Origin of the sequence: Campylobacter sp. RM16192, assembly GCF_004803855.2 — a bacterium.
Lineage (GTDB): Bacteria > Campylobacterota > Campylobacteria > Campylobacterales > Campylobacteraceae > Campylobacter_A.
In genome coordinates this window covers 1-19,594 of the sequence record NZ_CP012553.1, presented here as the reverse complement: position 1 = coordinate 19,594, position 19,594 = coordinate 1, and the positions used below count along the sequence as shown (strand labels likewise).

General features: G+C 31.1%; 27 protein-coding genes. 20 read left to right on the top strand and 7 right to left on the bottom strand.

Annotated features, from left to right (window positions below; genetic code table 11):
• Nucleotides 1-2 precede the first annotated feature (2 nt).
• Nucleotides 3-353 carry a helix-turn-helix domain-containing protein gene (locus tag CDOMC_RS10005; RefSeq protein WP_185768488.1) on the bottom strand — a complete coding sequence of 117 codons (351 nt, stop codon included), beginning with the start codon at nt 351-353 and terminating at the stop codon, nt 3-5.
• 759 nt (nt 354-1,112) lie between these two features.
• Here CDOMC_RS10005 and CDOMC_RS10000 point away from each other — a divergent pair.
• The 8 genes from CDOMC_RS10000 to CDOMC_RS09965 are packed head-to-tail and all read left to right on the top strand — an operon-like array spanning nt 1,113 to nt 4,819.
• Complete coding sequence (locus tag CDOMC_RS10000; protein WP_185768487.1) at nt 1,113-1,511, top strand: helix-turn-helix domain-containing protein; 399 nt, start codon at nt 1,113-1,115, stop codon at nt 1,509-1,511.
• A gap of 9 nt (nt 1,512-1,520) precedes the next feature.
• Nucleotides 1,521-2,075 carry an ImmA/IrrE family metallo-endopeptidase gene (locus CDOMC_RS09995; RefSeq protein WP_185768486.1) on the top strand — a complete coding sequence of 185 codons (555 nt, stop codon included), beginning with the start codon at nt 1,521-1,523 and terminating at the stop codon, nt 2,073-2,075.
• A gap of 43 nt (nt 2,076-2,118) precedes the next feature.
• On the top strand, nt 2,119-3,531 hold the full coding sequence (locus CDOMC_RS09990; RefSeq protein ID WP_185768485.1) for a Y-family DNA polymerase: 1,413 nt from the start codon (nt 2,119-2,121) through the stop codon (nt 3,529-3,531).
• Nucleotides 3,528-3,884, top strand: coding sequence for a hypothetical protein (locus CDOMC_RS09985; RefSeq protein WP_185768484.1), 357 nt, complete (start codon nt 3,528-3,530; stop codon nt 3,882-3,884). Before CDOMC_RS09990 ends, CDOMC_RS09985 begins: the two co-directional genes overlap by 4 nt.
• 43 nt (nt 3,885-3,927) lie before the next feature.
• The gene (locus tag CDOMC_RS09980) at nt 3,928-4,080 is read left to right on the top strand and encodes a hypothetical protein (RefSeq protein ID WP_185768483.1); all 153 of its coding nucleotides are present in this window, start codon (nt 3,928-3,930) and stop codon (nt 4,078-4,080) included.
• Between the two features lie 16 nt (nt 4,081-4,096).
• The gene (locus tag CDOMC_RS09975; RefSeq protein ID WP_172198587.1) at nt 4,097-4,294 is read left to right on the top strand and encodes a hypothetical protein; all 198 of its coding nucleotides are present in this window, start codon (nt 4,097-4,099) and stop codon (nt 4,292-4,294) included.
• Between the two features lies 1 nt (nt 4,295).
• Nucleotides 4,296-4,451, top strand: a complete 156-nt coding sequence (locus CDOMC_RS10240; RefSeq protein ID WP_185768482.1) for a zeta toxin family protein — start codon at nt 4,296-4,298, stop codon at nt 4,449-4,451.
• Nucleotides 4,421-4,819 carry a zeta toxin family protein gene (locus CDOMC_RS09965; protein WP_185768517.1) on the top strand — a complete coding sequence of 133 codons (399 nt, stop codon included), beginning with the start codon at nt 4,421-4,423 and terminating at the stop codon, nt 4,817-4,819. The genes CDOMC_RS10240 and CDOMC_RS09965 overlap by 31 nt, the downstream gene beginning before the upstream one ends.
• Here the strand turns inward: CDOMC_RS09965 and CDOMC_RS09960 are convergent.
• The 3 genes from CDOMC_RS09960 to CDOMC_RS09950 all read right to left on the bottom strand — a co-directional run bounded on the left by CDOMC_RS09960 (nt 4,773) and on the right by CDOMC_RS09950 (nt 6,915).
• Nucleotides 4,773-5,813: a hypothetical protein gene (locus CDOMC_RS09960; RefSeq protein ID WP_185768516.1), complete on the bottom strand. Its 1,041-nt coding sequence runs from the start codon at nt 5,811-5,813 to the stop codon at nt 4,773-4,775. The genes CDOMC_RS09965 and CDOMC_RS09960 overlap by 47 nt on opposite strands.
• Nucleotides 5,814-6,392: 579 nt before the next feature.
• Nucleotides 6,393-6,680, bottom strand: coding sequence for a type II toxin-antitoxin system RelE family toxin (locus CDOMC_RS09955; protein ID WP_185768515.1), 288 nt, complete (start codon nt 6,678-6,680; stop codon nt 6,393-6,395).
• Nucleotides 6,658-6,915: a ribbon-helix-helix domain-containing protein gene (locus CDOMC_RS09950; protein ID WP_185768514.1), complete on the bottom strand. Its 258-nt coding sequence runs from the start codon at nt 6,913-6,915 to the stop codon at nt 6,658-6,660. Before CDOMC_RS09950 ends, CDOMC_RS09955 begins: the two co-directional genes overlap by 23 nt.
• 437 nt (nt 6,916-7,352) lie before the next feature.
• On the opposite strand from CDOMC_RS09950, the gene CDOMC_RS09945 reads away from it, so the two are divergent.
• Nucleotides 7,353-7,550 carry a hypothetical protein gene (locus CDOMC_RS09945; protein ID WP_185768513.1) on the top strand — a complete coding sequence of 66 codons (198 nt, stop codon included), beginning with the start codon at nt 7,353-7,355 and terminating at the stop codon, nt 7,548-7,550.
• 155 nt (nt 7,551-7,705) lie between these two features.
• Here the strand turns inward: CDOMC_RS09945 and CDOMC_RS09940 are convergent, their stop codons facing one another.
• Nucleotides 7,706-8,584: a hypothetical protein gene (locus tag CDOMC_RS09940; RefSeq protein ID WP_185768512.1), complete on the bottom strand. Its 879-nt coding sequence runs from the start codon at nt 8,582-8,584 to the stop codon at nt 7,706-7,708.
• A 640-nt stretch (nt 8,585-9,224) separates the two neighbouring features.
• On the opposite strand from CDOMC_RS09940, the gene CDOMC_RS09935 reads away from it, so the two are divergent.
• From CDOMC_RS09935 to CDOMC_RS09885, 11 genes are all read left to right on the top strand, one after another.
• Nucleotides 9,225-9,914: an AAA family ATPase gene (locus CDOMC_RS09935; RefSeq protein ID WP_185768511.1), complete on the top strand. Its 690-nt coding sequence runs from the start codon at nt 9,225-9,227 to the stop codon at nt 9,912-9,914.
• Between the two features lie 3 nt (nt 9,915-9,917).
• Complete coding sequence (locus CDOMC_RS09930; RefSeq protein WP_185768510.1) at nt 9,918-10,145, top strand: hypothetical protein; 228 nt, start codon at nt 9,918-9,920, stop codon at nt 10,143-10,145.
• Between the two features lie 71 nt (nt 10,146-10,216).
• Nucleotides 10,217-10,498: a hypothetical protein gene (locus CDOMC_RS09925; RefSeq protein ID WP_185768509.1), complete on the top strand. Its 282-nt coding sequence runs from the start codon at nt 10,217-10,219 to the stop codon at nt 10,496-10,498.
• A complete protein-coding gene (locus CDOMC_RS09920) occupies nt 10,495-11,154 on the top strand; it encodes a nucleotidyl transferase AbiEii/AbiGii toxin family protein (protein WP_185768508.1) in 660 nt (219 codons plus the stop codon). Before CDOMC_RS09925 ends, CDOMC_RS09920 begins: the two co-directional genes overlap by 4 nt.
• On the top strand, nt 11,154-11,711 hold the full coding sequence (locus CDOMC_RS09915; RefSeq protein WP_185768507.1) for a zeta toxin family protein: 558 nt from the start codon (nt 11,154-11,156) through the stop codon (nt 11,709-11,711). Before CDOMC_RS09920 ends, CDOMC_RS09915 begins: the two co-directional genes overlap by 1 nt.
• Before the next feature lie 21 nt (nt 11,712-11,732).
• Nucleotides 11,733-12,050: a nucleotidyltransferase family protein gene (locus CDOMC_RS09910; RefSeq protein WP_185768506.1), complete on the top strand. Its 318-nt coding sequence runs from the start codon at nt 11,733-11,735 to the stop codon at nt 12,048-12,050.
• On the top strand, nt 12,043-12,402 hold the full coding sequence (locus tag CDOMC_RS09905) for a HepT-like ribonuclease domain-containing protein (protein WP_185768505.1): 360 nt from the start codon (nt 12,043-12,045) through the stop codon (nt 12,400-12,402). The genes CDOMC_RS09910 and CDOMC_RS09905 overlap by 8 nt, the downstream gene beginning before the upstream one ends.
• A gap of 129 nt (nt 12,403-12,531) precedes the next feature.
• A complete protein-coding gene (locus CDOMC_RS09900; RefSeq protein WP_185768504.1) occupies nt 12,532-12,729 on the top strand; it encodes a hypothetical protein in 198 nt (65 codons plus the stop codon).
• A 62-nt stretch (nt 12,730-12,791) separates the two neighbouring features.
• Complete coding sequence (locus CDOMC_RS09895; protein WP_185768503.1) at nt 12,792-13,136, top strand: hypothetical protein; 345 nt, start codon at nt 12,792-12,794, stop codon at nt 13,134-13,136.
• A gap of 818 nt (nt 13,137-13,954) precedes the next feature.
• Nucleotides 13,955-15,205 carry a type II toxin-antitoxin system HipA family toxin gene (locus CDOMC_RS09890; protein ID WP_185768502.1) on the top strand — a complete coding sequence of 417 codons (1,251 nt, stop codon included), beginning with the start codon at nt 13,955-13,957 and terminating at the stop codon, nt 15,203-15,205.
• Nucleotides 15,205-15,567 carry a helix-turn-helix domain-containing protein gene (locus CDOMC_RS09885; RefSeq protein ID WP_185768501.1) on the top strand — a complete coding sequence of 121 codons (363 nt, stop codon included), beginning with the start codon at nt 15,205-15,207 and terminating at the stop codon, nt 15,565-15,567. Before CDOMC_RS09890 ends, CDOMC_RS09885 begins: the two co-directional genes overlap by 1 nt.
• A 296-nt stretch (nt 15,568-15,863) precedes the next feature.
• On the opposite strand, the gene CDOMC_RS09880 is transcribed toward CDOMC_RS09885, so the two are convergent.
• Nucleotides 15,864-17,366, bottom strand: coding sequence for a RepB family plasmid replication initiator protein (locus CDOMC_RS09880; RefSeq protein ID WP_185768500.1), 1,503 nt, complete (start codon nt 17,364-17,366; stop codon nt 15,864-15,866).
• A 782-nt stretch (nt 17,367-18,148) separates the two neighbouring features.
• Complete coding sequence (locus CDOMC_RS09875; RefSeq protein ID WP_185768499.1) at nt 18,149-19,594, bottom strand: hypothetical protein; 1,446 nt, start codon at nt 19,592-19,594, stop codon at nt 18,149-18,151.

The following is a 19,594-nucleotide window of genomic DNA, read 5'->3' as shown; positions in this document are numbered from 1 at the left end:
ATCTACTCACCGTATCTGCTTAGCATATATTCGTTGTCTTGTATCTTATGGCTCTTGAAGTCGTCTATGCTTTGAAATTGTGCTTTAATCATTCCGGCAAAAGACATTATTCTAGCCATATCATTATCAAATTTATTTACCGTATTGTCATTTGTTTGAAACAATTCATATTTTTTTATTGCCTTCTTTAGCTTGCTGTTTTCGATTAATAAATTTAAAGCAATCTCTGCCATCTTGGGCATTTTTTTACCTCTATCCCAATTAGCTATAGTAGCAGGCGAAACATCAAGCATCTTTGCAAGTTCTACACGATCAATATTTAGTTGCTCGCATGCTTTTATATCAAGCTTCATAGCTAGCTCCTATTTATTTTTTTTGAGTTTATTATATCGTAAAAATACTAATAATAAATAACTTATTAGTAAAAATACTAACTAAAAAGAATATAATTATTTTCTGATGGTCTTAGAATGTTTTTCGAGAGAGGGGAGGGCGGATTTTGATTTTGAGCAGATATGAAAAATAATTTCCCATAACATAGCTTAGTGTAAAAAACTTAAAAATATTAAAAAGTTGACTCAATCACTGGCCAAATTCTGGCAGAATTCTAGCCAGAATTTGGCCAGTGAAAAATACACGTAAGTTTTTTGTATTATATAGACGTACAAAAAACCACACAAAAAGTTGTAAAATTTTGTGCATAAAATTTTAAATCTTTTTTGTTTGATAGAAGTAAAAAAGTAATATTTTTTACTTTAAATTTTAAAACCTTGATAGATTTTAACTCTACTACTTTTGAGTGAATCATTTTGGAGAAAAATAAAATAATTATTAAAAAAGCAAAGCATCATCTATAATTTAGCAAAAAGTATTCCATCCTCTCACCTACTCAAAAACAACGATTAAAATTTGTTCGCACTCTGTTCTTTTTGATATGCTTGTCTTGCCTTGTATCACCATTCAAAACTTTTCTTGACTTCTATAGAAATTTAATTTATAATTCTAGTAATCTAATTTCTATTTAGAATAGAGTACAAGAAAGTAAATTTCCTTTATTGAGGTTTTACTTTCTTGTGTAAATTTAGTTTCTACCAAAGTAGGGGGCTCATAAAATGCGTTTTGGGGAAAAGATAAAGACATTGAGGGAGAAAAAGGGTCTTACTCAAAGAGAACTTGCAAGTATTCTAGGAACAACATCAAAAACGGTAAGCAACTATGAAGCTAAGGATTTAAGGCCAAGAAAGATGGAAGTTTATGAAAAGATGGCGGAGATATTTGAAGTAAATGTAAACTACCTACTTACCGAAGAAGAGTATTTTATTATGAATTCTACTGAACACTTTGGATATCAAGGAACAAAGGATGCTCAATCACTTCTTAAGTCAATGACAGGACTATTTGCAGGAGGAGAACTTCCTGAAGAAGATAAAGACGCTTTGTTTGAAGCAATCCAAGAAGCTTATTGGCAATCCAAACTAGAAAATAAAAAATATGCAAATCGTAAGAAATAGGGCCTTATTATGACAAATAAATGGATTTATGATAAGGCTAATCGCCTTGTAAGAAAGTATCAAACAAGAGATCCTGACGATCTTATTTCATGCCTTAATATCCATCTAAAATATATGGCCGCAACTGAGTCGCTACTTGGAATGTATAGGGTAATTCTTAGGAATCGGTTTATCTTCTTACCAAACAATGCAGGAAGTCTAAGAAAGACTGTACTTGCTCATGAGATAGGACATGATCAGCTTCACCGAAAAGAGTGTATTAAGGGTGCTACCTTTCATGAGAGTAAGATATTTAGTCCAACTAATCGCTATGAGATCGAAGCAAATATCTTTGCTGCTCATCTTTTAATTCCTGATGAAGACGTTATTAGTATGATTAAATATGCCCAGAACGACAAAGAGCTTGCAGATGAACTTGAAGTAGACATCAATCTTCTTAATCTTAAAATTTCAGAGATGGCTAAAATGAATCTATTGGATTTAGATCAATCTAAACTGCAACGCCCTGACTCCGGATTTTTAAAAACTTATAAGCCGGTAGATAGTGATATCAGCGATTACTAACTAGACAATATAGTTAAAAGAGAGTAACAAAAAGAGAAGTGTTATGGGACAGATTGATTATTCAAAAGAACCTCATTCTGATATAGCCTTTATCGATATGAAGTCTTTTTATGCAAGTGTAGAGTGTGTAAAAAGAGGGCTTCACCCTCTTACAGCCTCTCTTTGTGTTATGAGTCGTTCGGATAACTCAAGCGGGCTTATTCTTGCTAGTTCTCCAACCTTTAAAGAGGTTTTTGGTAAAAATAATGTTGGCAGAAGCAAAGATCTGCCCTTTGATATTAAAACAAGAAAATTTAGCTACGAAAAAGCTAGTAGGCAAAACATCCCTATCACAAGAGAGTATGTAAAGTATATCGAGGATTGGGCGGCAAAGACATTCATAGTTACTCCCAGAATGGGGCTTTATATAGAGGAAAACCTAAAGATACAAAAGGTGCTTAAAAACTTTGCAGCCGATGATGAAATTTATCCTTACTCTATTGATGAGGGCTTTGTGGATCTAACAAGCTCACTTGATTATTTTATAAAAGATAAAAGGATGAGTAGATATGAAAAGCTTGATACTATCTGCTCTAAGATCCAGCATGAAATTTGGAAAAGCACTGGAGTTTTTTCAACGGTAGGTATGAGTAATGCCAATCCTCTCTTAGCAAAATTAGCACTTGATAATGAGGCCAAAAAGACAAAGAACATGAGAGCCAATTGGTCCTATGAGGATGTAGAGAGCAAGGTATGGAATATACCAAACCTTACAGACTTTTGGGGAATAGGGGGAAGAACAGCTAAAAGACTAAATAGGCTATGTATCTACTCTATAAGGGATTTGGCAAATACAGATCCGGATAGATTAAAGAGAGAATTTGGCATTATAGGTGTTCAGCTTTGGTTTCATGCTAACGGTGTTGATGAGAGTAGTTTATCAAACAGATATACCCCAGAATCTAAAGGAATAGGAAACTCTCAAATACTGCCAAGAAACTACACTGCTCAATATGAAATCGAGATAGTTCTTAAAGAGATGGCTGAACAAGTAGCAACAAGGCTTCGTCGTATCCATAAAAAAGCAACTGTAGTGGGTATTCATGTAGGCTTTAGCTATGAAGAGCAAATGAGGTCTATTAACACAAGCATGAAGGTAAATCCTACTCAAAGCACAGAAGAACTCACTAATCATGTGCTTACTCTTTTTAGAAGTAAATACAAAGGAGGAGCTGTTAGGAATATAGGTGTTAAATATGACAACCTTACTGATGAAAGCCGATTTGTTTTTACTATATTTGATGATATAAAAGCCATAGAAAAGAGAGATAAGCTAGAAAGAGCCATTGATCATATTAGAGATCGCTTTGGATATCTCTCTATTCAAAAAACAACTTCTCTCATGGAAGGCTCAAGAGTAAAAGAGCGAAGCAAGCTAATCGGTGGGCACTGTGGCGGAATGGATGGGATGATATGATAGATAGAAGCTATCTGCCTTATAAATCGGCAAGAGAATACATAGATAGAGGTATGGCTAAGTGGATGGGATTTTTTATCTCAGAACACTCTACCGCTCTTTCCAAAAAAGATGATACTGCCAACATTTCTTGCATAATAGACGAAGAAGAGAAAATGGTATTGCTAACAGAGGCTTTTTTAAACAAGAAAACAATTATTCTTTATACTACTATTGACAAAGAGCCCTTTGTCGGAACAGTTCATGATATGACAAATGAGAGATTATATCTAAAGACCAAAGAGAGACAACACAGCTTTTTATACTCACAAATTTTAAGAGTTAGACTTGAGGGAGTGGCTGAAGATGAATAAATTAGTATTAATTTTTACATTAATTTTTTTAAAATCAAAATAAATGCCCAAAATATCAGAAGTAAAAACATCATACAGTTTATTCGATTTGCTTGAGCTAAATGAAGAATTAGTTAGAAAATATGAACCTTACATAAAGCAAGCTCTTGATATAATCAAATATAAAAACAAAGAGGCTAAAAGCAATAAAGCCTAAAAAGAGGAAAGCTAATATGGCAACTATCGCAGAAAAAGATATTTTGATAGAAGAGAACGCTTACGTGATGGCGATTTGCAAAATAGAGGATGAAGAAACAATAAAAAAATGTAAAAAACTACGAAATTTTCTATATAGAACAAGCGAAGAGCTTATTGATTTTAAAGGAACTTTAAAATTTATTGAAAAAATCGAAAAAGCAAGAGAAAAATAGTATGAATGAGCTGCTAGAATGGATTTGGCATAAAACTATTGATAGTAATATCACAACGCAGCTAAATCCTATCGGCTATGTATTGGGAGGACAGCCCGGCGCAGGTAAATCTAAACTTACTGAAAAATACAAGATGCTAGCGGTTACAATATTTTAGTAGTTAATGCAGACGAGTTTAGAAAATATCATCTTCATTATCACAAATTTCAAATTCAAAACGATAAAACTTCACAGGATAAAACATCTAATTTTATAGCAGAAGCAACAGAATATATGCTAAAAAGAGCGATAAAAATAGTTATTGAAGGTACTTTCAGAACAGCTATAACTCCTATAAAAACGTTAAAACTACTAAAAGAAAACAACTATCAAACTAGCGTTAATATTTTGCTTGCAAGCCAAGAATTAAGTTGGGCTAGTTGTGTAGAGAGATACGAAAAGGCTATAAAATTTAAAAGGCATACACCAAATTTAAATTTTATATGTTTAAATTTAAGCTTCTACCTATCGGGAATTCTACTTTAGCTTTTTTCTCAAAGGTCTTGGTGAAGTCATAGTTGTCTATTAAAGCTTGGTGTTTTTGGTAAAACTCTCTATTTAATTTGTTTAAGCTCTCTAAAAACTCATCAAACATCTTATTGGCTAAGTCCATTTTCTCCAAACTAACCTCTTTAGTATATTCGGCTCTTAGATTTGCTAATCTATCTGCTCCTAAAAAGTCTTGAATACTCTTACCGCTCTTTAAGAAATCATAATATGCTTTAACTCTTTGGGTTCTATTTCCGTCATAATCCCACTCAAAAGTATCCGTTCTAATAAAGTGAGCGAACATCTGAGCTATTGATACTTGATGGCTTGGTTCATCGCCGAAAGCATCGCCCATAGTCGTCTTATTATCGTCTTTTATCTTTTTAGCCGAATCAAAATACTCATTTGAATAGTTTCTGGCTAAGCCGGAGAAATTTACAGCCGTATATCCGTTATCTAACTCATCATTGGTCATTGGTGATATTTGATTAGCTTGGCTTGCCGCTATACTCTCATCTAATCCATATTGCACGCTTATTAAATCTCCTAGTATTGAACCCGTTGAATTGTAAGATATTGGCATAGTCTTTAAATCATCTTTGCCTAATAATCTCTCTCCGCTTAAATATTCTTGATTTCTAACAAGCTTGCTAAAGAAATTCCAAGCTTTTGACATAGCTTCAACGGGACTATATCCCGAATTTGTTTTATTAGCATATTGGCTTATTTGTTCAAGTGTCTTTACGTGAATTTTAACAGCCTTTGGTATGCCTGCCGCTTGATTAAAATCAGGTTCAAGAAATCCTTTATCGTCAGCCTTAAAGCCAAATTTTGTAAAATTAGTATAAATGCTTGAGCTGTTCTCTTTGGCTGCTAGTGCGGAATCGAAATTTAAATCAGTAGATTTGGTCGCTACTGAATTTAATGGAGATATAGCCGAGTTCTGCGCAGTTAAAATTTGACGAGAGTAGTTTAAATTTGAAGTTATCATAGCTTAACCTTTCTAATTAGCTTAAAAAGGTTTAAGCAAAATACGTTCCAGATTATCTTAAATATCCGGGAACTAATCCTTCTAGGCGTTCTTTAACATTTCTAACATATTTGTAAGAGAGCATCGAGAGTTCTCTGCTTGTTATCGGCACTGGTTTAACATTATAAACATAGCCTTTTTCAGTATGCTTAAATCCCGGCAAACTGTCGCCGTGTCTATAAGCTAAAAATATCTTATAGCCGCTTTCCCAATCTTTTGCATGCTTACCATTTACTAGCTAATATCTATTTCGACTCTATTTTTATTATAAAATAATCTGATTTAAATTCGCCAAAATTAAAATCAATCGAACTGATATATTTGCTTCGCTTTAATTCTTTATTGGTTGAGAAAAGCAAATAGTGTTTGTAATCTATTGTACAATTTGGTTTTACGAGCTTTGAAAACGGGAAATTTACTTTAATGAGAGATTTTATTTCGCTAAATAAAGATGTTAGTAGATTATCTAAATTTGCACTAGCCTGTTTAATTGCTTTTTGCTCTTTCTCTAATTCGTTAAGCCAAGTCATTTCTGTTTAATTACTCATAAACGTCCTTTCTGTGTCCCACTCTTATAACCAAGATTATTAGCTCATCTAAATTCTTTTTATAGATAACTCTATACGTTCTAAGTCTTAGTCTATAACATCCTTCCATATCGCCTTTTAGTTTCTTGATAGTCTCTTTTTGTAGAAGGATTTTCTCTTGTTCTTCAGAAAAGTTCTCAATAAAACTATTTAATAAACTAATAATCTTCTGGGCTTCTATATAGCCTATTTTATTAAAATCTTTTTTAACACTGCTTTTATAGTTTAGAGTCCATTCCATTTACGAAATTCTCCATCTCTTTGGCTGATATAACTTCATCTGAAGTATCATTTAGCCTCCTTTTGGCTATTGTCATATCTAAAAAATCAAGATAATACTCGACTGCATCGGAAATTAGACCACTTCTAGTCTTTCCTAACTCAGCAGAGATATTATCAATCTCTTTTTTTAGATAAGAATCAAGTGTGATACTTATTTTTGTTGATCTATTTTTTTCATTAGATACTAAATTCATTTTTTTGATCCTTTTGTGTTCAAAAGTATTATATAATAAAGTAGGATAAATATCAATACTAATAAGAATACTATTATCTTACTATAAAAAACAGGCAGCATCTATTGTATGTAGATAATCTTTTTAAGAAAACAACTAAAATTAATCAAATTCTTCTCAATTCTTAAACGGAATTACAAACTTTAAGCTTCCAAAACTTAAATTCGTAGATCTATAATTTTACAAATTCCCTTTTTACCGTGTTTCTATAAAAAATAAATTGAAAATCCTGATTTTCAATACAAAATATATTCAATCCCCTAAAATTCGCTATTTTAATTTTTATATTTTTACGTTTAGCAAGTGTTGGTCGTGGTGGAAGTAAAGGTGGTGGATCTGGCGGTTGGACTGGTAATCGACCGGGAGTTGTTGAAAGCGGTGGTTCAAGCCGGCCGGGTATGGACAATAATATTGGATTTCAAGGATTCGGTGGACATAGAGATATTGATGCGGATTTTCAAGGTGGAAGAAGCTTGGTAGGACATTTTGGGTATCATGGTGGGGAAATGGGATTTGCGACCCAAAGTCAATATTTACAAGGAGCTAGAAATTTTTTAACAATTCGCACATCAAGAATGAGAGTATTTTGCATTTAAAGTGAGAGTGCTAATGTGAAATTAAATTTTACTCTCATTTTAAATGCTTTTAAGCACTATTTAAAACCAATTTACACACATATAACGCTTATCACCGAAGTATATATTGATTCATAGTAATATACTCTATCAATCCAGAGTCATTAGTAAAAATACTATAATTGTTCTAATAGATTATCGTAAGGACTTTGAATAGCCATTATATTTTTATCTTTTAACTTAATCGTTAATTTTTTGTTCTCAAAAACTAACGATAGAGCTTCGGCAGAGATCTTAAATTCATCAACCAACTTTTTTTCTGTATCTATGAAAAATCTTAACGTAGAATTTTGATTTAAAGTAGACCACATATTTGTCCCAAGCATAGTCATTCCTCCACCGATCGCCATATACACCGTTCCATCATTAAGTTTTATAGCTGAATTAATATTTGCACCCCTTAGCGACTTAATTTCATCATCTGTTGGATTATGTGTTATATCCATACATTCCACTCTAAAAGGCGCTATTGCCTTTGGCCAATTACTGTGAATAATTTCTACAATCATCTTTTTAGTCCAGTGCCCGTGTTCAAATATATCTAAAAAATATATATCAGTGGGGTTATTAAAATTTCTATATGCAAAAAGCAGTTCTTTTGTTCTTTTGCAAAAACCATCATTTTGTATATCGTTAGACAAGTGAAAGTGAATAATGCCCCAATCATTTAATAGTTTATCTGGCTTTTTTGTATTTTTTACTATACCTTTTGAGAGATATTGGGTTAAAGTTTGCCCGCTTTCTGCCATATCTTTTATGTTGCCTATTGCTTCTTTGAAATGATTATATTTTGGATTTTTTTGTAATTGCTTTGAAAAATGCGTTTTGTGTTTAATGCCATCTTGTAAAGTTCTAAAAATGTACTCTTGAAAATACATAGGTATTGAGCCAGTAGGTATATCGTCTAGATTTTCAACGTTTTTGTTTTTTAGTATACCTTTTAATATTTTGCACCATTGCGTATATAAAAATGGTATATTTTTGTTTTGTGCCATTATATATCCTTTTTTTATAAACAATGAACAGATTATACTATATTGCGATAAAACTTCGCTCACCCCTCAAACTCTACATCGATCATATAGCTTGTGGTATTTGTAAATTGGAGTAGATAGATAACTGACTTTACGGCAGCCCTTGTGCTAACCGTAATAAATTAGACTAATAAGTTGTATTAAGGAGGAGAATATTAAAGATATGCAAAAATTGGACAACTTCAGATAATACCTGTCAAGGACTCTTTTCCATGAATAGTTTCTATTGTTCCACTAAAAAGCAATATAATATTATTATAATATCTATATTATATTTAATAGATATTTAATTAATATCTTTTTTTATTTTTAACATGCGTCTAATCATACTTTAAGAAGTAAGTATTAATAATAAACAATAGCTGACAGTCTATAATAGTTTGATATAAGTATAGAAAGTTAACGCCCTCCCCTGCTCTCAATATTTTTATAATAGAATATATTTTAAAATTCATTTTTGATTAATTTAAAGCAAAAAATCCAAATTTTTCCAATCAAACAACTATATTTATAGAAAAATATACTATAATATGATAAAAATATCTTTTTAATATTGAAGAAATATTATTAAAATATCTTTTAACTATTGAATGGAGATTAAATGGTAATATCTATTGTAAATGAAAAAGGCGGTAGTGGCAAAACTACGCTTGCCGTTAATTTGGCCGCTAAGCTAGCAGAAGATGGCGATAGTGTTTTATTGATTGACGCGGATCCTCAAAAATCAACAGAAGTATTTTGTGACATCAGAAGTCAATCAAATTTAAAACCTTTGTTTTCTAGTGTCTCAAAGACTGGTCTTGGATTAGGCGATGAAATTAAAAGCATGAAGTCAAAATTCGATTGTATTGTAGTTGATACAGGAGGGAGAGATAGCAAAGAGATGAGAAAAGCTATGCTTAATTCTAATATTATTATAATACCCACCCTACCCTCTCAATACGATGTAAGTGTTTTAGATCACATGATAGATATTAGCAATGAGGTAAAAACCTTTAATGAAAATCTATTAATTCTAATATTAGTAAATCGAGTATCTCCAAATCCTTTTTTAATTAAAGAATTAGAAAGCTTAAAAGAATATATATCAGAGACCAAGGAAGAAAAAAACTTGGACGATATCTATGTGCTAAACTCCGTAATTTATGAAAGACAGGCCTATAGAAAAGCCGTTACTCATGGTAAAAGCTTAGATGAATTTTGTCAAAAAGATGATAAAGCTTTGATGGACTTTAATAGTTTTTATAACGAATTACTAGAAATAGCAAAAGAAAAAATTATACAAGGATAATAAATGGGTTTCAAAAAGATAAGTAGCCAAAAAAACGAGGAGGATTTTTTAAACTCGGCCAGAGGAGAAACCTCTGAAACAAAGATAGTAAATAAAAAAACAAAACGCAACAAATCCTTTTTGCTCTATTTTACAGAAGATGAACTAGAAAAAGTGCGAAACGAAGCTGCTCGGATAGGCATGGGCATTAATCAATATATAAGGTTTAAAGTATTTAACAATATTGTTTAGATATTGTAATAATATTAAGATAATATTATTACAATATTATCTTAATATGATAGCAAGGAAGAAGTAATACGATGTATATCGATGAAGAAAAGATAAAATACTTGGCTAAATATATATGGTTTGATCGAGAACATCATATTAAAAATGAGCCTTATAAGGTAATTGCTTATGCTATGAGATATGCCGATTTAGGAGATTACCCAGTTTTAGGCTCTTTAGGAAAAGATGTGCTAAGAGATGTATTAAGAAATGCTAAGCCTGGTTGGTTTGATGATAGAAATTGGAATTTTTGGCATTTAGTTTTAGGAATTAAAGAAGATATGAAACCTCTACCAAAAAGAGAATTTAAATGATTTACTATGAAATTTTACCTCAAGAACAACAAAAGATTTATCCAAAGTTAGATTTTGCAAAAGATAAAGGATTTATCCTTTTTGGCGGAACAGCAATAGCCTTACAACTAGGACATAGATTTTCGGTTGATTTTGATTTTTTTTCAAGCAGTGTATTAGACGAACGATTAAAAGACCAGATATTGAAAAAACTAGGTTTTGATACTATTCTTAAAAATACGCCAAATTCTTTAGTTTTTGAAAAAGACAATGTAAAAATTTCTTTTTTTGGAGATTTAGAATTTGTCAATAAAAGCGGTTATTTTGATTTAGATAATGTGTTAAAAGTAGCGGATTTAAAATCATTATTAGCGACTAAATTAAAAGTATTGTTTGAACGAATAGAGCTTAAAGATTATATAGATATTGCAGAAATTCTAAAAAGAAGCGATATAACTTTACAAGAAGGTATTTTAGAGATGTATAGATTTTTTGATACCACTCTTTTAGCCTCCGATACTTTAAAAGCCTTAACTGATTTTAATCATCAACAGTTAGATAAATTATCAAAAGAGGATAGAAAATTTTTGATAAAAAATGTAGATGAATATATACAGCAAATTCTTAACGAAGAAAAATCAGAAATAAAAAGTAATAAATATTCAAGGCGTAAGTAGTGAAGAATTTATACATTTTTGCTGGAGTTAATGGAGCTGGTAAAAGCACATTTTACATTAGGCAGCTAGAAAATTTGAACTTTTACGGAGCTAGGATAAATTCGGACGAGATAGTAAGAGAGTTTGGCGATTGGAGAAATAGGGACGATCAAACGAGAGCAGGGAAATTAGCCCTAAAGCTTAGAAAATATTACTTAGAACGTGGAGTAGATTTTAATATCGAAACTACTTTAAGCGGAAAGGGTATAGTAAAATTTATCAAAGAAGCCAAAGAAAAAGGCTATCACATTACACTTTACTATGTGAAGCTTGATAGTGTAGAACTATCAAAACAAAGAGTAGCAATAAGGGTTAGCAGGAATGGACACAGTATTGACGAAGCTATACTGGAACGTAGATTTTCTAAAAGTTTTGAAAATTTAGAAAAGATAATGCCTATATGCGATAAAATTTTTATATATGACAATAGCGAGTTTATTGAAAACGAGCAAGAACAAAAATTTTCAAATTTAAAGCTAGTGGCTGAAAAATTTAATAATAGTTTTATTACAACCTAGTAAAAGAAAGGAGGATATAACATGCCGACAAAAGAAGAAATTTTAGAGTTTTTAAGATCGCTAAAGCCAGAGCTTGAAAGCTTTGGAATTAAAAAAGTAGGGCTTTTTGGAAGCTATGCAAAAGATAAGGCTAATATAGCCTCTGATATTGATGTTGTGATCGAAAGTAGCGAAGAGACCATACAAAAAGCAGGTGGCGGTATCAAAGCCATCATCTATCTTGAAGAGTTAAGAAGCAGAATAATGAAACGCTTTAAAATTTCAGCCGATCTTTGTGATACAGCCTCAATGAGTGAAGAAAAAAAACAAAGATTACTGCAAGGAGTTATTTATGTATAACACGGAAGATCTTGAACGAATTAAACTTATTTCAAAAAAAATAAATACTATTCTTGATATTTGCAACAATGCAGGCGGGATAGTAAAAGCACTAGAAGATGAAATTTTGTATCGTCCGGCTATTCTTATGCACCTAATAGCTTGCAACGAGCAATTACAAAAAATTCAAGATAACCTCAATATAGAAATATTAACCCTATTCTCAAAAGAAGATATTAAAGGTTTTCGTGGAGTAAGAAATGCTATAGCTCATGATTACGAGGGTGTAAATTTGCCTATTATAGAAGAGATAATCAGATCTTACCTTCCAAACATAAAAGAGAAACTAGATAAATTTGTGCAAGAAAACTAAACAAAAACCTATGTAAAATAAATATCCTATGTGAAATTAAGGCACTATTATTATGAGCAAAAAAAGGAAATGGTATTGCAAAGAGTAGAAATTTATAATAAAATTTTTAAAATATCAAAGGAGAATTAAATGAAATTAATTAAATTTACGGCTACTTGCTTATTGGCATTAGGTTTTTTAAGTCTAAATTTAAATGCCAAAGACACGTATGATTATACGACCGATATGGCAATAGCAAATAGCATCAAGCATCCTCACGTGCTGGAAAACGACATTAAAAATTTACAAAAAAATGTGCCACTGAAGACAATGAAGCTTATTGTTTAGCAGCAGAAAGAAATAAAGTCATCTTAAACAAGGGCGATTTTGAGAAATTTTATACAAAGACTGTGCCTGAGTATTGCTATAAAAAGAAAGTGCTGGGTGCTTGCAAAATCGTAGCTATTGACATTGTGGCTGCCAAGTTATACAGAGAAAAAGATGAGTCCCGCATATCAAAAGCAGCAAAAGAGATTATAGCCGATAAAGAGGCTACTAATATGCTTAAATTTGGTTGCGAGAAATTAAGCGATAAGGGACAATGCGAGTTTTTGTCTATTATATATGCCGAGCTGGGAGATATGGACAACGCTAAAAAATACGGTGCATTAAAGAAAAAGGCTACTAAGGGTCATCTAAGATTTGATGCAATAGGTATTGATGGTTACAGGTGGGGTAATCATTATTATATATAGAGAAGAAAAATTCGGAAAATGAAACTTTCTCTCTCCCTCATAATATCGGCTCTTATAGTATCGGCTGCTTTGGCGGCTGATACCTCTTTCTTATGAGCTATAAGCGGTTTTTATTGCGGAGTAAATTATCATACAAAAGGCAAAAACAATAGAGCCTACAACAAAATAAGTAATCATTTTTTACTCCTTTATTTTTTTTAAATCTCTAATTTCTTTTAGAATTTTAGCAATTTCTTTGTTAATAATCAAAAAACTAATTATCATACCGATTATAACTAAAATCGAACCAACTACAATTAAATTTTCTGCCTTATTGTAGTTTGTAGCAAGCCACGCAATAAATGATAAATACAAGGATGATAAGTTTCTTCATTTTTGCCTTTAAGTCCATTCCTTCAAACTATATCAAAAAGCGATTTGATCAGCTAATTATTTATTATTTTAACAAATTGTTGATACCATTAAGTTTCATATAATAAAGCATACAAAATAGTCTTTGCTTTAATTTTAGTCAATAATAATATTATTTCTAATATTGATAAGATATTATTTAAATATTAATATAATATTATAATTAGATATCAACACTAATTTATGCCACAAATAAAAATTAATTGAGCCTACATATATCAGTCTTTGATTCTTATAAAAACTGACACTGCAGAAATGAAAATAAAAACAAATTCGGTTCTTAAAAATTATTAAAGGTTTTATAATTGCACAAAAATTAGTTAATAAATTTTAATAAAACCATAAATATTTGTAGTTATCTTGTAAAATTGGATATAATTACAAATATTTAATAATTAAGACAGAGTATGCAAAAAATTTTAATATCTATTTTTGGAAAGCACATAGCAAATATGTATCAAGAATCGGACAATGTCTATCTTGAACAAATAGATGATTGGTGCCATAAAGCAAGCCCTTTAATGATAAATGCAAATCAAAAAGAGATAGACACAACAAGTTTAGTTCACCTAGAGCGGGTTGCAGGCTTTGTTAGTGATTCATTACCGGGCAATTTTGGTAACGAAATATTAAAAGACTTTTTTTTAAAAAAATCCAATAAATATCCTACTGTAAGTGACAAGCTGCTTTTTATAGGAAATAGGGGAGTAGGAGCTGTTACTTACGAGCCTTCTATGGAAAAAGAGAATGAGCTTATTGACACTATAGAGTTAAAGCACATATTTGAAGAGGCTAAAAAGATAAAGAGGGGAGGGGAGTATAAATTATTACAAGATGCTTTTCTAATAAGTGCCCACTCTTTTGTAGGGGGAGCTAGAAGTAAAGCTATTGGAGCTATAAATCTCGATACTAAAGAAATTTTTTTAGGCGATCGAACCAAACCGCTCAAAGATGGATTTATGCATGCCATTATAAAATATGACGACACATCAAATAATGATGAAAACAAATCAACATACTCTAAAATAGAGTATATTTATCATGTTCTTGCTATTAAAAGTGGGATCAATATGATGGATTGCCACTTAGTAGAAACTAACAAAAAACACCATTTTATAACAAAAAGATTTGATATAGAACCAAGCGGCACGAGATACCACGTTCACTCTCTTGCAGGCTTACTTCATTTGGATTACAATATTCCGAGGAGCATAGGATACGAAGATCTCTTAAGGGTAGCGGTAAGGCTAGGGGCACTAGATAGCCTAAAGCAGCTTTTCTTGCAAATGCTGTTTAATTATATGTTTGTAAATCAAGACGATCATAGCAGGAATTTTTCTTTTATGTGTCATAGTGATTTTAAATGGAAAGCTACTCCTGCCTATGATTTAACATTTGCAAAAGGAGAGAGACATACGGCAGAACACCAACTATCTCTTTACGGTAAAGCTCTATCTTCAATAAATATTGATGATATTACGACACTAGCAACTGAATTTTCAATTGATTTAGAATTTGCTGCTGACTCTTTAGTCAAGATGAAAAATTTAAGAGATATAGAGCTGCCAAAGCTACTTAAACACTATAATGTAGGTCAAATAAAACAAAGACAAATTTTAGAACATACAAAAACAAGAACTTTGCAAGGAGCGTTGTAATGAGCAATGATCTTTTACAGAAGTTACAAAACTCGCAGTCAAAAATCAAAAAAAAACTTAAGAATAAACTAAATCCAAATAGTTCTTTTGGAACTCTAACAGACGAAGAGATAGCAATAGTTTTAGCTATCAGAGCAAAAGAGCTAAGAATTTCTCAAAATAAAAAACAGATAGATTTTGCAAAAGAAGCAAACCTTAGTTCCCCAACAACTTACTCAAATTATGAGCAAAAAGGTAGTATTTCAATGATTAACTTTATTAAAGTAATGAGAAATTTTGGAAGGCTTGAAGAGCTTGAAAAGCTTTTGCTCTTAACACCAAAAGAAAAGATAGGGAATACAAAAAAGCAAAGAGTTAAATAGCTATAAAAAATTTATAATTATATTTTTATATTTTTGGATTTCCATTGTTGTCATAATACATCACACGACAACCATTTTTAAGATTAGTGCAGCCCCACCAAAAAATCCCTTTTTTGCTTAAATTTCTTACTAAAACGCCTTTTTGGCAACGAGGACATCGTATATTAGATATATAAGTTTTATATTTTAACGGATTCAATCTGAGTTTATCTTTGTTCATGTATTGCGCCTTAAAAAATCAATTTCAATCAGACCTATTGCTAATATTAGAAAAGGAATTAAAATGGTATATATGGCTAAAAATCATCAAACAAATTTGCATCCTGTTCAAATTTCTTGCGACTTTTTTCTAAGGTTTTCTTTAACTGTTCTAGGCTATTAAAACTATTATGCACCTCTTGTTTGGTTTCTATATTAATCAAACCGGCTAAAATTTTAAACTCCCCTTCAATGGATTTTTTATCATCAACACTCAAGCTAACAATTTCAAATGTAGAATCAGCTTTTGCTGAGTAAAGTTTCCTGCCAATAAAATATTTTATGGTTTCAGCTATATCGTTTCTCTCTTGATTTTCTATTGAGATTTGTAACTCTTCACACTCTGCATCAAGAACAATAGTTTGCTTACATTTTTTCATTAGACGTTCATAGTGATTTTTATATAAGAAATTTAGAATTTTTTTCTTTTGCTTATATTTTATGAGAGGCATAGAGGCATCTTTTCTTAAATAGTAAAAATCTCCTTTAGAATTTACAGCAATGTCGCCGTATTTAACTTTATCCTCATCGGCATCTAGTAATAGTTGATTAGGGCAATTTTTTGCCAAGATATTTAAAAAATTTGCCATAGTATCAATCATTTTGGTTTTATCAAGAGTAAAAACTACTTGATTATCGGCAGGATATGAAACATCGGCATCTATTAAATTAGAAAACTTCTCAAGCGCTAGATCAACAACATCAGGTGGCATCGTTTGGAATTTTAAATAAACATCTTTATCTATCAAAACAACCAGCTTCAAGTCTTTTGATAATACCTCATAATTCTTTAAATTTATAGTTTCTTTTATAGAATCCATAATATCGCCTAGCTTTTTATCGGCAAGCAAAGAATTTAAAGTATAATCATCCTTTAATTCAGAGCTTTTGAACTCAAAAATATTCTCAAGTTCGTCTATCTTAAATGAAATTTCATCTTTAAAATTACGCTCATTTGAAAAGAATTGTATTTTTGAAACAAGATATTCATATAAATTTAAAGCATATTTTCTAGTAAAGGAGTTGATTGTTTTAAAGTCAAGATGTGTATAATACCCTAGTTTTTGGCAACAAGTTCCGGCTAATGGGGCAGGGATAGTCACTCTTAGCATATTTTTGTCTTCTTGATAAACAGAAAAGCTATTAACAAGAGTTGTAGTATAGTCACCTAGTCTTTTCCCGGTTCCAAATTCAATAAAATCTTTTAAAACAAAACTTTTAGTATTCAAAGAGTGTAGGGCGTTTTTTATTTTTCTACGATAATCAGCGTTGTCATCCACAGTATTTTTAAACAGTTCAAATGGAAAAACAATCGTGTTAAATTCTCTCAGACTTTCCGGGTTATTTCTATAACACTGTTGAAAGCATTTAAGCAAAAAATTTAACACTCTTTTTTCGTATAAACTAAGCTGCTTAGGCTTTTCTTTTAGATTCGCTGGATTTACAACCCAGCCGCGAATGACAGAATTTGCTTTAAGAATTTTTTTGAATTCAACGTCATTATCTATTGTTGATATAGATTCGTTTCCTTTGAATTCCATAAAAACTCCTAAAAATTTTAAAAAGTATAGCATAATCTTTGGAAAAATAACAAGCTTTATTCTTGTTTTTTTTCCAAAAAGTAGGGTAAAATTTGTTATTTTTCCAAATTTTACTGTATTTAGCGCTATCTTGATTTTGTTATTTTTCCAAAGTATCCTATTTTAGGAACTTTGATACTTGTTATTTTTTCTAAGACACGTATTTTAGGGTTCTTTAATGAAACTATCTAGCTAATAGGTGGTAAAATTCAGTAAAATTTGTTTGTTATTTTTCCAAAATAAAGAGACGTTTTTTGTTAATTTTATAGTTGTTATTTTTCCAAATTATCGAATTTAAGGCATTTAGAGAAGATAATCGGGCTTATTAACAGCGTAAATAACAAGCTTTATTCTTGTTTTTTTTCCAAAAAGTAGGGTAAAATTTGTTATTTTTCCAAATTTTACTGTATTTAGCACTATATAGGCAAACTCAATATTTTGGTAGAATATCGTATTTATGGCTGTTATAGTTGATGCTTAGATCATGAATTAAAGTATATTAGTTAAAAAAGCCTATTTATATTGTAAGTTATATATTTGTTATTTTTCCAAATTTTTATTACAATCCTTGTTATTTTTCCAAAAAATAAACATATTTTTTTGTTTTTTTTCCAAAATAAAATTCAAACAAAAATACTAATATATCTTATTCTTAGATAGTTATTCACATCATATTAACTTATTTAATAAATTTAAATTTATATATTAACAAAAATGCCTACATAAAAAGATCAACATTAAAACTATTTTTCTTTATCAATAACTCTTACGTTCCAATGATTGCTCCATTTTCTCTCTTCTTCTCTTTTAATTTGATTATAAAAAGAGTCTGTATCAGGACAATACTGACCGTTGCTTTTTAGTTTTAGTATGTAATCATATCCCGGCTCTCTATCAAAATTTTGGTCGATACACTCATCGTATTGCTTGATTGCTTTTTCTCTTAGCTCTTTTTCATACTGATTGACATATTGCTCCTCAGTGTTTGGATAATAACCAAACCATAATAACTTATAGGCTGTCGCAAAAAATACGGCAGAGAATAAGGAGTGTAAAAACCATCTTTTAAACCACATATCTGTATATATGTTTCCAAAGCCGCCAAACAGACGCTTTAATTGACTTTCTAAGCCATCTCTTGTTAGCCTATATAGGACTAAATATCCTCCGGCTGCTCTTGCTCCCGTAAAGACACAAGAGTAAAAGACGATAGTTTCTATCATCTCATCTAATCTCCATCGGATATATCTTTTATATCCATCTATGCTTTGTATGATTACGCTTCTTGCAGTTGCATCGTCATAAGTAGTATAGCTCCATTCCAAATTTACTCTTGGGCTATTCGTTGTTATATCAATTATAGGCGCAAATATGCTCTTGGCATCAGATATTAGCTGATAGTCTATGTAGTCTTTTAGCATTATGTGCTTAACTATCAAAGTTATAATCTTGTAAGCTCCAAGAACATATAAAATTCCTATAAACGGCGTTACCTTAAAGTCAAATACTCTTTTTAAGAATAAAAACGGAAGAAATACAGGCTGTTTGCACGCTTTTTCGGCTTGCTCCATATCTTGCGGAAATACGGAAAACATTACAAAAAATGATTTTACAATGAAGGCTGCAATAACTATATACATACCTATATCGAAGAAATCTTGATAGTTATGTCTAATTGTAGTCCAATAAGCAAAGAGGATGCCCACTATTAAAAGCATAGTAGCTGCCAAAACCAGAGCTATGCTTATCGTATAAGCGTTTCCTCTTACCGTAAGTATAACAACGGCAAGCAGCGGCGCACCGACCATCAAGAAAAAAGTATGATTGACATAAAAATAGATTCCGTAATAGACCAAGATAAAGACAAAAAACGGATTACTAAAATATACGAAATTTAGGACTTTATTTAACCCTTGCCCCCAAGCCAAAGGGGCTAAGATGGCTAAATTTTCATTTGCTTCATCTGCTGTTTTTGTGCCATAAAGTCCATTCGCCGCAATTTTTTCAACAAAAAAATAAGTGAGCTTGCCTAAAAGCTGAACAAAGAGCAGATATACAATAGTTGCGCTTTGGACTATCCAATAGCCTATTTTAAACAACCAAAACAGACCCATTCTAAATTTAAAGGCAAATGTCTTTCTTGGGTCGGTTATTATCTCCGGTATTTTATTGGACAACTCTTTTTCCAT

Bases quoted from the DNA above. Each gene is read 5' to 3' on its own strand.
- CDOMC_RS10005 (WP_185768488.1), bottom strand. From the start codon at position 353: ATGAAGCTTGATATAAAAGCATGCGAGCAACTAAATATTGATCGTGTA.
- CDOMC_RS10000 (WP_185768487.1), top strand. From the start codon at position 1,113: ATGCGTTTTGGGGAAAAGATAAAGACATTGAGGGAGAAAAAGGGTCTT.
- CDOMC_RS09995 (WP_185768486.1), top strand. From the start codon at position 1,521: ATGACAAATAAATGGATTTATGATAAGGCTAATCGCCTTGTAAGAAAG.
- CDOMC_RS09990 (WP_185768485.1), top strand. From the start codon at position 2,119: ATGGGACAGATTGATTATTCAAAAGAACCTCATTCTGATATAGCCTTT.
- CDOMC_RS09985 (WP_185768484.1), top strand. From the start codon at position 3,528: ATGATAGATAGAAGCTATCTGCCTTATAAATCGGCAAGAGAATACATA.
- CDOMC_RS09980 (WP_185768483.1), top strand. From the start codon at position 3,928: ATGCCCAAAATATCAGAAGTAAAAACATCATACAGTTTATTCGATTTG.
- CDOMC_RS09975 (WP_172198587.1), top strand. From the start codon at position 4,097: ATGGCAACTATCGCAGAAAAAGATATTTTGATAGAAGAGAACGCTTAC.
- CDOMC_RS10240 (WP_185768482.1), top strand. From the start codon at position 4,296: ATGAATGAGCTGCTAGAATGGATTTGGCATAAAACTATTGATAGTAAT.
- CDOMC_RS09960 (WP_185768516.1), bottom strand. From the start codon at position 5,813: ATGATAACTTCAAATTTAAACTACTCTCGTCAAATTTTAACTGCGCAG.
- CDOMC_RS09955 (WP_185768515.1), bottom strand. From the start codon at position 6,680: ATGGAATGGACTCTAAACTATAAAAGCAGTGTTAAAAAAGATTTTAAT.
- CDOMC_RS09950 (WP_185768514.1), bottom strand. From the start codon at position 6,915: ATGAATTTAGTATCTAATGAAAAAAATAGATCAACAAAAATAAGTATC.
- CDOMC_RS09945 (WP_185768513.1), top strand. From the start codon at position 7,353: ATGGACAATAATATTGGATTTCAAGGATTCGGTGGACATAGAGATATT.
- CDOMC_RS09940 (WP_185768512.1), bottom strand. From the start codon at position 8,584: ATGGCACAAAACAAAAATATACCATTTTTATATACGCAATGGTGCAAA.
- CDOMC_RS09935 (WP_185768511.1), top strand. From the start codon at position 9,225: ATGGTAATATCTATTGTAAATGAAAAAGGCGGTAGTGGCAAAACTACG.
- CDOMC_RS09930 (WP_185768510.1), top strand. From the start codon at position 9,918: ATGGGTTTCAAAAAGATAAGTAGCCAAAAAAACGAGGAGGATTTTTTA.
- CDOMC_RS09925 (WP_185768509.1), top strand. From the start codon at position 10,217: ATGTATATCGATGAAGAAAAGATAAAATACTTGGCTAAATATATATGG.
- CDOMC_RS09920 (WP_185768508.1), top strand. From the start codon at position 10,495: ATGATTTACTATGAAATTTTACCTCAAGAACAACAAAAGATTTATCCA.
- CDOMC_RS09910 (WP_185768506.1), top strand. From the start codon at position 11,733: ATGCCGACAAAAGAAGAAATTTTAGAGTTTTTAAGATCGCTAAAGCCA.
- CDOMC_RS09905 (WP_185768505.1), top strand. From the start codon at position 12,043: ATGTATAACACGGAAGATCTTGAACGAATTAAACTTATTTCAAAAAAA.
- CDOMC_RS09900 (WP_185768504.1), top strand. From the start codon at position 12,532: ATGAAATTAATTAAATTTACGGCTACTTGCTTATTGGCATTAGGTTTT.
- CDOMC_RS09890 (WP_185768502.1), top strand. From the start codon at position 13,955: ATGCAAAAAATTTTAATATCTATTTTTGGAAAGCACATAGCAAATATG.
- CDOMC_RS09885 (WP_185768501.1), top strand. From the start codon at position 15,205: ATGAGCAATGATCTTTTACAGAAGTTACAAAACTCGCAGTCAAAAATC.
- CDOMC_RS09880 (WP_185768500.1), bottom strand. From the start codon at position 17,366: ATGGAATTCAAAGGAAACGAATCTATATCAACAATAGATAATGACGTT.
- CDOMC_RS09875 (WP_185768499.1), bottom strand. From the start codon at position 19,594: ATGGAAAAAGAGTTGTCCAATAAAATACCGGAGATAATAACCGACCCA.